12 protein-coding genes are annotated in these 10,864 nt (G+C 66.4%); 4 read left to right on the plus strand and 8 right to left on the minus strand.

The genetic code is table 11. The features are described from left to right. Nucleotides 1-11: 11 nt before the first annotated feature. The 4 genes from FXN65_RS18665 to FXN65_RS18680 form a co-directional block, all read right to left on the minus strand. Complete coding sequence (locus FXN65_RS18665; RefSeq protein ID WP_151135163.1) at nt 12-1,793, minus strand: ABC transporter transmembrane domain-containing protein; 1,782 nt, start codon at nt 1,791-1,793, stop codon at nt 12-14. 8 nt (nt 1,794-1,801) lie between these two features. After that, a complete protein-coding gene (locus FXN65_RS18670; RefSeq protein ID WP_178119358.1) occupies nt 1,802-2,212 on the minus strand; it encodes a DoxX-like family protein in 411 nt (136 codons plus the stop codon). Continuing rightward, a complete protein-coding gene (locus FXN65_RS18675) occupies nt 2,199-2,639 on the minus strand; it encodes a thiol-disulfide oxidoreductase DCC family protein (RefSeq protein ID WP_151135165.1) in 441 nt (146 codons plus the stop codon). The genes FXN65_RS18670 and FXN65_RS18675 overlap by 14 nt, the downstream gene beginning before the upstream one ends. A gap of 71 nt (nt 2,640-2,710) precedes the next feature. Further along, nucleotides 2,711-3,838, minus strand: coding sequence for an ATP-NAD kinase family protein (locus FXN65_RS18680; protein ID WP_151135167.1), 1,128 nt, complete (start codon nt 3,836-3,838; stop codon nt 2,711-2,713). A gap of 191 nt (nt 3,839-4,029) precedes the next feature. Between FXN65_RS18680 and FXN65_RS27985 the strand changes: the two genes are divergently transcribed. Further along, entirely contained in the window at nt 4,030-4,206 is a 177-nt protein-coding gene (locus FXN65_RS27985) for a PA1571 family protein (RefSeq protein ID WP_178119359.1), read from the plus strand. Between the two features lie 34 nt (nt 4,207-4,240). Here the strand turns inward: FXN65_RS27985 and pdxB are convergent, their stop codons facing one another. After that, complete coding sequence (pdxB, locus tag FXN65_RS18685; protein WP_151135169.1) at nt 4,241-5,383, minus strand: 4-phosphoerythronate dehydrogenase PdxB; 1,143 nt, start codon at nt 5,381-5,383, stop codon at nt 4,241-4,243. Nucleotides 5,384-5,651: 268 nt separating this feature from the next. Between pdxB and FXN65_RS18690 the strand changes: the two genes are divergently transcribed. After that, nucleotides 5,652-7,034 carry an MATE family efflux transporter gene (locus tag FXN65_RS18690; protein ID WP_151135172.1) on the plus strand — a complete coding sequence of 461 codons (1,383 nt, stop codon included), beginning with the start codon at nt 5,652-5,654 and terminating at the stop codon, nt 7,032-7,034. A gap of 49 nt (nt 7,035-7,083) precedes the next feature. Here the strand turns inward: FXN65_RS18690 and FXN65_RS18695 are convergent, their stop codons facing one another. Continuing rightward, entirely contained in the window at nt 7,084-7,539 is a 456-nt protein-coding gene (locus tag FXN65_RS18695) for a gamma-glutamylcyclotransferase family protein (protein ID WP_151135174.1), read from the minus strand. After that, on the minus strand, nt 7,539-7,778 hold the full coding sequence (gene tusA, locus FXN65_RS18700) for a sulfurtransferase TusA (RefSeq protein WP_028630883.1): 240 nt from the start codon (nt 7,776-7,778) through the stop codon (nt 7,539-7,541). Before tusA ends, FXN65_RS18695 begins: the two co-directional genes overlap by 1 nt. Before the next feature lie 167 nt (nt 7,779-7,945). Here tusA and FXN65_RS18705 point away from each other — a divergent pair, with 167 nt between their 5' ends. Further along, nucleotides 7,946-9,490 carry an alpha/beta hydrolase gene (locus tag FXN65_RS18705; RefSeq protein ID WP_151135176.1) on the plus strand — a complete coding sequence of 515 codons (1,545 nt, stop codon included), beginning with the start codon at nt 7,946-7,948 and terminating at the stop codon, nt 9,488-9,490. 37 nt (nt 9,491-9,527) lie between these two features. Next, a complete protein-coding gene (locus FXN65_RS27990) occupies nt 9,528-9,695 on the plus strand; it encodes a hypothetical protein (protein WP_178119360.1) in 168 nt (55 codons plus the stop codon). Between the two features lie 116 nt (nt 9,696-9,811). Here FXN65_RS27990 and rlmM read toward each other — a convergent pair whose 3' ends face one another. After that, nucleotides 9,812-10,861 carry a 23S rRNA (cytidine(2498)-2'-O)-methyltransferase RlmM gene (gene rlmM, locus FXN65_RS18710; protein WP_151135178.1) on the minus strand — a complete coding sequence of 350 codons (1,050 nt, stop codon included), beginning with the start codon at nt 10,859-10,861 and terminating at the stop codon, nt 9,812-9,814. Between the last annotated feature and the right edge of the window lie 3 nt (nt 10,862-10,864).

Genomic DNA, 10,864 nt, shown 5'->3' on the forward strand with positions numbered 1-10,864 from the left:
TTCGACGCTCCCTACTCCACTTCGTCTCCCACCTGGGTCGCGAACTGCAGTTCCGCCAGCCGCGCATAGAGTGGACTGCTGGCCACCAGCTGCGCGTGGCGACCGATTGCCACCACCCTGCCCCGCTCCATCACCGCGATGCGGTCGGCGTTCTGCACCGTGGCCAGGCGGTGGGCGATCACCAGCGTTGTGCGTCCGCTCATCAGTGCCGGCAGGGCCTGCTGGATCAGGTGCTCGCTTTCCGCATCCAGAGCGCTGGTCGCTTCGTCCAGCAGCAGGATGGGCGCGTCCACCAGCAATGCACGCGCGATGGCCAGGCGCTGTCGCTGGCCGCCGGAGAGACCGATGCCACCCTCTCCCAGATGGGTCTGGTACCCCTGTGGCAGGCGGGTGATGAACTCGTGGGCATGGGCGGCGCGGGCGGCCGCTTCGACCTCGGTGTCACTGGCTCCGGGACGACCGTATCGGATGTTGTCCTCGACACTGCCGTAGAACAGCGCAGGATTTTGCGAAACCAGCGCAAAGCAGCGGCGCAGGTCGGCCGGTTCCAACTGTTTCAGTTCCACGCCCTCCACCCGGATGCTTCCGCCCTGGGGATCGAAAAAGCGCAGCAACAGCTCGAAGACCGTCGACTTGCCGGCACCGGAAGGCCCCACCAGCGCCAGTGTCTCGCCGGGGCGAACGTCCAGGCTGACTCCGTCCAGCGCATTCACTTCCGGCCGTCCGGGATAGGCGAAGCGCACTGCGTCCAGCTCGATGCGACCGCTGACCCGCTCAGGCAGCGACACCTGCCCCTGCGCCGGGGCATGAATGTCGTTTCGCGCCTGCAGCAACTCGGCAATTCGCTCCGCGGCACCGGCGGCGCTCTGCAGCTCGCCAATCACCTCGCTGATGGCGCCGAACGCCGCGCCCACGATCAGGCTGTAGAAGACGAAGGCCGCCAGGTCGCCGGGAGATATGCGCCCGGCGATCACATCCGTGCCGCCGACCCAGAGCATCACGCCCACCGCGCCCAGCACCAGCAGGATCACCAGGGTGATCAGCCAGGCACGCTGGGTGATACGCCGGCGTGCGGTGTCGAAGGCCCCCTCCACCGTACGGGCGAAGCGCTGGCGGTCCTGCGCCTGGTGGTTGTAGGCCTGCACCGTCTTGATCTGCCCCAGGGTTTCCCCAACGTAGCTGCCGACGTCGGCGATACGGTCCTGGCTTTGCCGCGAGAGACGCCGCACCCGCCGGCCGAAGAGGAGGATGGGCGCCAGCACCAGCGGCAGCGCCAGCAGGACGATGCCGGTCAGTTTCGGGTTGGTGACGAATAGCAGGCCGATGCCGCCCACCAGCATGATGCCGTTGCGCAATGCCATGGACAGCGACGAACCGATCACCGACTGCAATAAGGTGGTGTCGGCGGTGAGCCTGGACTGGATTTCCGACGCACGATTGCTTTCGTAGAAACCCGGATGCAGCTGGATCAGATGGTCAAACACGCGCTTGCGGATATCCGCCACGAAGCGCTCGCCAATCCACGAGACCAGGTAGAAGCGCGTGAAGGTTCCCAGCGCCAGGGCCAGCACCAGACCGAAGAACAGCATGATCGAGTGCCGCAGCGACGCCTCGGACTGGGTAGCCAGCCCCTGGTCCACCAGCAAGCGGATGCCCTGCCCCATCGACAGGGTAATGGCGGCGGTGAACAGCAGCGCCAGCAGGGCACCCATCACCCGCCAGCGATAGGGCGCGACGAAGCGCGCAGCCATGCGCAGCGCATTGCGCTGCCGTGAAGAAAGGAGAAATGCCATCGAAGGACTCAGTCAGCTATGCCAGCGGATTGTCCACCTCGCGCCGGAGCTTCCGCCCACCACCCCACCAGGCAGAGGCACAGCGCCACCAGGTTGGTGGACAGGGGATTGAAGGCCTGGATCAGCAGACCCGGCGTGAACAGCGCTACGTCCAGCAACAACCCCGCCAGCAGCACTGCGGACACAACGAGCGGCCAGCGCGACTGACGAACCGCGAGCAGGATCAGCGCCATGATGATCTCCGCCAGCCCGGCGAGGGTCGCCACCAACTCGACGTGGGCCAACCCGTGGGCCGCGATCATCAGCTTCTCGTCTGCGCTCAGCCAGAGCAGCTTGGGCACAAGGCCGTGGTAGAGAAACAGCAACGCCAACCCCCAGCGGGCCAGCAAGGCGAATCGACGCCGCTCAGCGATCGGCATTCAGGAAGCGCCCCTCATGGTCGGGGGACGGCAGCAGGCAGGCGTCATATCGGCCGAAGAGTCGGTAGCGATTCAACGCGACACGGTCATAGCACCAGTCGCGCAACCCCAGCGGCAGGAAACGGAAGATCGCCAGCAGCGGCCAGGGGGCCGGCAACTGACGCAGGATTCGTGCGATTGCCTCGGAGCGGACGGACAGCTCGGCCCCCTCGACATAGAGCAGGGTCGCGAAGCTGTCGGTAGGCAAGCCAAACCAGCGCAGGATCGCCTGCCCTTCCACCGACTGCACCGAGGCGAGCTTGATGGTCCGTGCCCGGTCGTGGCGGATCAGGAACTTCGCCCAGCCATTGCAGAGCTTGCACACCCCATCGAAGAGAACGACGCACTCTCCGGGCCGGACACAGGGCGGGTATTGCTCGGCATCCATCGCGATGCTCCTGCAACCTCGGGAAATTGTCGTCGATGGTAGCCGATCTCCCCGCAAGCGGGTGAACAGCCTCAGCCCAGGTCGCCCCAGCCCAGGGGATAGAGCAGTTCTTCCTTGTAGCCGGCCCAGACCCGCACCGCGTCGGGGAAGGCGTCATCCAGGACCGGGTCACCACTGTCCACCAGCAGTGGCCGGCCTTCCAGGGTGCCCAGCTTGCGTTTGGTGGCCACTACCCGAATGTGGTCCAGCCCAATGGCACGCAACACCCGCGGGCTGATCTGCTGGTTGCCGCGGCCAATGATGTGGCCTTGGCCGCCGATGGTGGTGACCAGTAATCGCGCCGGGTGGCCGTCCACCAGTTCGAAGAGCTGGGACTCGGTCACGTCACGGGCGATCACTGCGCCGTTCTCGATCACATCGACCCCGAGCAGCGTGGTTTCCAGCCCCAGGTTGGCCGCCAGCCCATGGAGCGTGGAGCCGGGGCCGAACACATAACGCACGCTCTCTTCCCAGCTGTCGTTCAACCAGTCAGCCAGATCCACCAGCACCAGCTCTTCCGACTCCATGCCGCCTTGTTTGACGTGCTGCATGAAGTGGCCTTCCACGGGGACCGTCAGCTCGCCGTACCAGCGCGCCGCTACCTTGCCGTCGCGCAAGGCGGTTTCGTCCAGGTCACGAACCTCGCCACTGGCCAGGCGCACCAGCCCACCGTCCACCAGACGTCGCGCCAGCTCGCCGGCGGCGCGCGGACTGATGGCATAAACCCCGGAGTGGATCTTCACCCCGGCGGGAATTCCCAGTACCGGCTGCCCTTCGCGCACGGCGGAACTGACATCCCGCGCAGTGCCATCGCCACCGGAGAAGAGAATCAGGGCGACACCGGCGTCCTGCAGGGCCTCGACGGCATGACGGGTGTCATCGGCGCACGTCAGCGGACCGTCGAGGTGCCCCAGCACCCGGTGGGCAAAGCCCATCTCCGTTAGCAGGTCGGCGCCCATGGGGCCGGGGAAAGTCAGGAACTGGATGCGCCCGACGAGCGGCAACAGGCATTCCAGCGCCTGCCGGGTGCGCGCCGCGGCCCGGGGCTCGGCGCCTCTGGCAAGAGCTTGTGCGGCGACACCGTCACTGCCCTTGAGCGCAGCGGGGCCACCCAGGCCGGCCAGCGGGTTGATGATCAGGCCCATATGGAACAAGGACATGCTTACCTCGAACTGAACTCTCGCCCCGCGCAGGGGGTCCATCCGTCAGGACCAGGACGCTAGCGGTTGGCACATTCGCTGCTAGTGTTTCCTGGTCTTTCGTTTTTCCGGCGTACTGCCGACGCCGGCTGTCACTGCGTGTTCATCTACCCTTCCTAGACTGCGCGCACCACCTGAAGAGGAGACAGGCCATGAGCTTGCACGACAGCACTTCCGATCGCCGCGTAATTCCGCTGCAGCAACGCCGCCCGGTTGGCGGCGCGATCATCGATGCCCAGGGCCGTGAGATTCCGATTACCGAGACCATGATCCAGCGCGCCTGCCAGGAGCTGCACAAGCAACTGGAATCCGAGCTGAGACAGGCCTGATATGCCAAGGCCCGGGGCAATCCCGGGCCGTTTCCTACACCAGTTCGGCCCCCAGCGCCCGGACGACTCCCGCCAGGCTGGGCGCATCCCCCTTCAAACGCACCCGCAGACCGTCGATTTCCCGCCGCACCGGATAGTGCTTGCGCAGGACATCGAAGGCAGCGCGACGCTGGCCTTCATCCCCCGCCAGGCTACGGCGGAAATCCGCATCGTCGCGGCGCGGGTCATACACCGCGCGGCACAGCGTCGCCAGGGCCCAGTTCGGGTCGGTGCCGGCATCCAGGGTCAGCTCATCCAGCCAGGGCGCGGGCAGCAACTCATCCAATCGCACGCTTTCCGCCTGCCCGCTGAAGCGGCACCAGGCCTGATAGACCTGCGCGGTACCACGCAGCTTGCCGTCCAGGCTGTAGCCAGCGATGTGCGGCGTGGCGATGCGGCACAGCTGAGCCAGCGCCACGTCCGCCTGGGGTTCGCCCTCCCACACATCCAGCACCGCACGCAGGTCTGAGCGACGCTCCAGCACCGCGCGCAGGGCCTGGTTGTCCACCACCGCGCCACGGCTCGCATTGAGCAGCCAGGCGCCCGGCCGCAGACGTTCCAGGCGACCGGTGTCCAGCAGGTGATAGGTCGGATGCTCACCACCGGCGTCCAGTGGTGTGTGCAGGCTGATGGCGTCGCACTCGCGGATGATGGTTTCCAGGTCGACGAAATCGCCCCCCTCGACCGCCTGGCGCGGCGGATCGCAGACCAGCACCCGCCAGCCGAGCCCCCTCAGCACGTCCACCAGGCGTCCACCCACCTGGCCGGCGCCCACTACACCGAAGGTGCGCGAGGCAAGGTCCACGCCCTCGTCCTCGGCCAGCACCAGCAGGCTGCCCAGCACATAATCCACCACGCCGCGCGCGTTGCAGCCGGGCGCACTGGACCAGCCGATGCCGGCCCGCGCGAAGTATTCGAGATCGAGGTGGTCGGTGCCGATGGTGCAGGTGCCGACGAAGCGCACCGGCGTACCAGCCAGGAGGGTGCTATCGACACGGGTCACCGAGCGCACCAGCAGCAGGTCGGCGTCGGCCACGGCGGCAGCGTCGATGGCGCGGCCCGGCAGGCGGCGGATGTCGCCCAGGCCGCCGAAGAAGGCATCGACCAGGGGAATGTTTTCGTCGGCAACTATTCGCATGGCAGGCTCCAGCAGAGAGACCGCCATTCTACGCAATCCCCCCGTCGGGCGCCCGCATCACTGGCCTGCCGACCTCTTTTCTGACCATTGCGTCAGGGCGTAGACTAGCCATCCCTCAGCCTCCACGTCCCGTTCCGCCGGCAGCCTCTTCTGCAAAGGCGGGGACTGTGCACCGTCGCGAGCCCGTCGCGACCAGGCAACGCCCCGAATTCCTTTCAGCCACTTTTGCATGGACACCACCGGTACGCCCGGAGGATGACTTATCGATATGGAACTTTCAGTGTCCCACGCTCAATCCCGTTTCAGCCGCGCCAGCGCGGAGCTGCGCGCGCTGCTCAGGCTGGCAACGCCCATCATGATCGCCCAGCTCTCCAACACCGCCATGGGATTCGTCGACGCCGTGATGGCCGGCCGCGTGAGCCCGCGCGACCTGGCCGCCGTCGCGCTCGGCAACTCCATCTGGATTCCGGTATTCCTGCTGATGACCGGAACCCTGCTGGCCACCACCGCCAAGGTGGCCGAGCGCTTCGGCGGAAACCGGCAGGAGGAGACCGGTCCGCTGGTGCGCCAAGCCCTGTGGCTTGCCCTGGTCGTGGGCCTGACCGGCGCGCTGGTACTGCTCAATGCACGGCCGGTATTGCAACTGATGGGCGTCGACCCCGAGCTCATCGCCCCGGCCATGGGCTACCTGCAGGGCATCGCTTTCGGCTTCCCCGCCGTGGCTCTCTACTATGTGCTGCGTTGCTTCAGCGATGGCCTGGGCCGCACCCGGCCGAGCATGGTGCTGGGCATCTGCGGCCTTCTGCTGAACATTCCGCTGAACTACATCCTGATCTACGGCCACCTGGGCATGCCCGCCATGGGCGGCGTCGGCTGCGGCTGGGCGAGCGGTACGGTGATGTGGTTCATGCTGCTGGGCATGCTGAGCTGGGTGTCCCGCGCTCCGGTCTACCAGCCGAGCCGGTTGTTCGAACGCTTCGACAAGCCGCAACTGCCGGTGATCAAGCGCCTGCTCTCGGTGGGCGGGCCCATTGGCATCGCCGTATTCGCCGAGTCGAGCATCTTCGCCGTGATCGCCCTGCTGATCGGCGGCCTTGGTGCCACGGTGGTCGCCGGTCACCAGATCGCCCTGAACTTCAGCGCGCTGGTGTTCATGATCCCCTACGCACTGGCGATGGCCGTCACCGTGCGCGTCGGCCAGGCCCTCGGGCGTGGCGAACCCCGTGCAGCGCGCTTCGCGGCCGGCGTCGGCATAGGCGTGGCGCTGGCCTATGCCTGCCTGTCCGCGAGTCTGATGCTGGTGTGCCGTGAACTGATCGCGAAGATGTACTCGCCGGATCCTGCGGTGATCGCCGTAGCGGCCATGCTGATTGTCTATTCCGCGCTGTTCCAGTTCTCCGACGCCATCCAGGTCGCCGCCGCAGGCGCATTGCGTGGCTACCAGGACACCCGCGCGACCATGATCATCACCCTCTTCGCCTACTGGGGCATCGGCTTGCCGGTGGGCTACGCGCTGGGCCTCTCCAACTGGCTGGGCGAACCGAGCGGCCCCAAGGGGCTCTGGCAGGGCCTGGTGGTGGGCCTGACCTGTGCCGCGGTGCTGCTCAGCGTGCGCCTGGCGCGCAGCTCGCGGGCAAGAATCAGGATGTAACGGAAAAGGGCCGCTGGATGCGACCCTTTTCATTGGCGAAGTCTGTGCTTCATTCATCTGCGTGGGCGGGCACCGCTACCAGGGAGTCCCAATAGGCTCGAGAAAGGAACTCACGACCGGCCAACAGGTGCTCCAGGTAGCTACGGGTGGGCCACAGCCCTTCCTCGCGCATGGCCGGGTTGGCGACATAGACCCAGGCCGGCTGCACGCCCTGCGCGGTCATCACCGGCATGCGCTCCCGGCTATAGAGGATGGGTGTGCCCTCGAAGGGGTCCATCTTCCAGATCTCGTCTTCATGGGCCAGGCGATAGAGCACACCTTCCACCACGCCGTCCCGCTGGTAGCGGATGTTGGCGTAGGAGCGGCCGGGGCGGTCGTGGGCACGCTTGTCGAAGCACAGCGCGTAACCCTCCAGCCGCCCCGCCATCGCCTCGCTGAATACCAGGCCACGGCTGCGCATGCGCGCCGGGTTCATGTTCGAGCCATAGGCGAAGTAGAAGGACATCAGTCGGCCTTCTTGCGAATCCAGTAGAAGTAGGTGCCCGCCTCCTCCGACTGGTCCAGCAGTTCGTGGCCCAGGAAGACGCAGAACTTGGGGATGTCGCGGCGCGTGGAGGGATCGGTGGCGATGACCTTTAGGAGACCGCCGGCCGGCAGGTCGCGCACCTTGTTGTGGAGCATCATCACCGGCTCTGGGCAATTCAGGCCGGTGGCGTCGAGGATGGCATCAGGCTGTTGGGACATGGGGCACTCCGAAAACTGCCGGCTATTGTGGCGCAAAGCCTGGTAGACGCACAGCCTTGTCGCCCTCGCTGCGACGTCCGGCCACAGCGGCGCACAACCTTGGATGGGCACGATCGACCGCCGCACTCGGGCATGCTGCACGGATCATCCCTGTCAGCGACCCCCCAATGCGACTCGCCAACCTGGTCCTCGCCCTCCTCCTGCTCGGTGGCTGCGCCGCCCGCGAACAGTTGCCTGACTACAGCGCTCTCGCCAACCAGGAACTGCCCGCCACCCACTTCGAAACGGTGATCACAGCGCGAGACGGCACCCGGCTTTCCGCCACCGTCTTCCAGCCGGCGCTAAGGCCCGGCGAACAGGCGCCATTGGTGGTCCACACCCACGGCTGGGGCGGTTGGCGGGTGACCGGCCCGGACGGCTTCTACGGCCAGCAGATGATGTCCGGGCGTGCCGCGCTCAAGGCCTGGCGTGCCGGCTTCTGGGTCATCAGCTACGACCAGCGCGGCTGGGGCGGCAGCGAAGGTGATATCGAAATGATGGACCCGCGCTATGAAGTACAGGACGCCCTGGCGGTGATCGATTGGGCCGGCGAACACCTGCCGCGCCTGACCATGGACGGCACTGGCGATCCGCGCGTCGGCATGCTCGGCGAGAGCTACGGCGGCGCCGTTCAGTTGCTGGCCTCCGCCGAAGACCCGCGCATCGATGCCATCGTGCCCATTGCCACCTGGTACGACCTGTCCGAGGCGTTGGCACCGGGCGGGCGCATGAAAGTGGGCTGGACCGGCGTGTTGCTGGGCCTGGGGCTCGCCACTGGCTATGACCTGGGCAAGTTCACCCAGGCGTCCTACCTGAAAAGCGCGGGCGGCAAGATGACGCCGCAAGTACAGACCGAACTCAAGGCCCACAGCCTCGCCAGCTACTGCCAGCGCGGGCAACGGCCCCATGCGGACGCGCTGCTGATCCAGGGCCTGCGCGATACCCTCTTCCCCCTCGACCAGGGCATGGCCATCCGCGATTGCCTCGATCAGGGCGATGCCGACGTCCGTCTGCTGGGCATGCAGGGTGGGCACATCCTGCCGCCGCCGCTGCAACGCTGGAGCGGCCTGCCACCCTTCAACAACGAGCCGGTACTGCATTGTGGCGACCGCGCCATCAACCTCTACCAGGCGGTGGTCGCCTGGTATGAAGACAAGCTGCGCGGCCGGCCCGGCGCCGCCGACAGTGTGCCTGACCTCTGTCTCAGCCTCGATCTGGACCACGGCTTGGCGTTGCAGCAGCCGCCCCAGGACGATGCGCCCCAGCCCCTGCCGGAAACCCGCGTCCGCCCGCTTACGAGCGGCTGGCTGAGCCCGTCCAGCTTCATCCCCTTGCGCAAGGTCGAAGCTGCCAGCGGCCTGGTCGGCAGCACGCGCCTTGAGTTGGATCGTGATCAGAGTGCGCCACTGCTGTTCGCCTCGCTGGCCGTACGCCGCGCCAATGGCGGCATCGAGGTGCTCAGTGAGCAGAGCACGCCGCTGAATGCCCGCCAGGTGGACCTGGCCGCCGCCAGCGCCCTGCTCCAGCCCGGAGACGAGCTGGGCCTGCAGGTCAGCGGATTCAGTGGCCAGTACCTGTTCAACAGCTCCTGGAATCCACGTTCGACGACACTCAAGGGCCAGGTCAGCCTGCCGTCGCTGCTGCCGCTCGAAGCACCGCTCGCCAGCCAGTGAAATACGGCGCAGCATGGGGTTTTCCAGAGGGCACGCGATGTCGGATTCCCCTGAGCACTACTGGTGCGTCAAGCGCTTGGATGACAACGGAAACGTGTTCGTCCTGCGGGATCGGCTGACCCGCGACGAAGCCGAGCGCCTGATGGCGGAGTACCAGGCGCGGGGGCACAAGCAGAGCTACTGGGTGGAACGGATGTCGCTGTGATGCGGGGCCGGAGTCTCACACAAAGCACCGGGATTCGGCATCTGCCTGATCCCAGGGTGTGCTATGCGCACCAAGAGCGGTGCACACACGGCACACCCTATCTCACGGCTAGCTGCTTACAACCTGCGCAGGTGGCAAGTCACTTCCTCACGGTCGTGATAGAGCTGCTTGCAGGCGATGGAGACCTTCAGCCCCCTGGCCTTCAGCCCTGTGTCGATACGCGCCAGCAGCTTCTGCACCTCGGCATGGCGCTGCTTCATCGGCAACTTGAGGTTGACCACCGCTTCCTGGCACCAGCCCTCGCCCAGCCAGGTTTCGATCAGCGCGGCTGTACGCGCGGGCTTCTCGACGATGTCGCAGACCATCCAGTTCACCGGCCGGCGCGGCTTGAAGGTGAAACCGTCGGCGCGCTGGTGCTCGACGAAGCCGGAGTACATCAGGCTCTCGGCCATCGGGCCGTTGTCGACGGCGGTGACCTTGATCTCCCGCTGCACCAGTTGCCAGGTCCAGCCGCCCGGCGCGGCGCCCAGGTCCACGGCGGTCATCCCCGGTGCCAGGCGCTTGTCCCAGTCCGCCCGCGGAATGAAGTGGTGCCAGGCCTCCTCCAGTTTGAGGGTGGAACGGCTAGGTGCCTCGCGGGGAAACTTCAAGCGCGGGATACCCATGGGCCAAAGCGCCGAGTTGTTCGACTCAGCCAGACCGACGAACGCCTCTCGGCCACTGCGGAAGGTCAGCAGCAGGCGCGGCAGCCTGGGGTCGTCCTTGAGCTTGCCGGCCTTGGTCAAGGCGGCGCGCAGGGGTTTTTCGAACTTGCGGCAGAAAGTGGAGAGTTCCTTGCCTTCATTGGTGTCCAGCACCTCCAGCCAGAGGCTGCCGCACACCGGATAGTCGGCCAGCGCCTCCAGCAGCACGCCAATGCGGTCGGTTTCCGGCAATTCCACGTACTCGCCACGAGCCCACTGGCGCGGGAAGATCAACTGGTTGAAACGCAGCTTGCGCATCATCCGCTCGGCGCCGCCGGGCTCAGTGCAAATGAACTCGGCACAGGCACTGTTCGGTTTGGCCTTGGCGTAGCCGGCCACATCGAGGTGGGCGGCGAGCTCGGAAATCTCGGCACAGACCTCCCCCTCGAATCCGGGGCGGCAGTGCAACAGCATGGTGTTCATCGG

Source organism: Pseudomonas lalkuanensis, assembly GCF_008807375.1.
GTDB lineage: Bacteria > Pseudomonadota > Gammaproteobacteria > Pseudomonadales > Pseudomonadaceae > Metapseudomonas > Metapseudomonas lalkuanensis.

Coding starts and splice junctions, on each gene's coding strand:
- FXN65_RS18665 (WP_151135163.1), bottom strand. CDS start 1,793: ATGGCATTTCTCCTTTCTTCACGGCAGCGCAATGCGCTGCGCATGGCT.
- FXN65_RS18670 (WP_178119358.1), bottom strand. CDS start 2,212: ATGCCGATCGCTGAGCGGCGTCGATTCGCCTTGCTGGCCCGCTGGGGG.
- FXN65_RS18675 (WP_151135165.1), bottom strand. CDS start 2,639: ATGGATGCCGAGCAATACCCGCCCTGTGTCCGGCCCGGAGAGTGCGTC.
- FXN65_RS18680 (WP_151135167.1), bottom strand. CDS start 3,838: ATGTCCTTGTTCCATATGGGCCTGATCATCAACCCGCTGGCCGGCCTG.
- FXN65_RS27985 (WP_178119359.1), top strand. CDS start 4,030: ATGAGCTTGCACGACAGCACTTCCGATCGCCGCGTAATTCCGCTGCAG.
- pdxB (WP_151135169.1), bottom strand. CDS start 5,383: ATGCGAATAGTTGCCGACGAAAACATTCCCCTGGTCGATGCCTTCTTC.
- FXN65_RS18690 (WP_151135172.1), top strand. CDS start 5,652: ATGGAACTTTCAGTGTCCCACGCTCAATCCCGTTTCAGCCGCGCCAGC.
- FXN65_RS18695 (WP_151135174.1), bottom strand. CDS start 7,539: ATGTCCTTCTACTTCGCCTATGGCTCGAACATGAACCCGGCGCGCATG.
- tusA (WP_028630883.1), bottom strand. CDS start 7,778: ATGTCCCAACAGCCTGATGCCATCCTCGACGCCACCGGCCTGAATTGC.
- FXN65_RS18705 (WP_151135176.1), top strand. CDS start 7,946: ATGCGACTCGCCAACCTGGTCCTCGCCCTCCTCCTGCTCGGTGGCTGC.
- FXN65_RS27990 (WP_178119360.1), top strand. CDS start 9,528: ATGTCGGATTCCCCTGAGCACTACTGGTGCGTCAAGCGCTTGGATGAC.
- rlmM (WP_151135178.1), bottom strand. CDS start 10,861: ATGAACACCATGCTGTTGCACTGCCGCCCCGGATTCGAGGGGGAGGTC.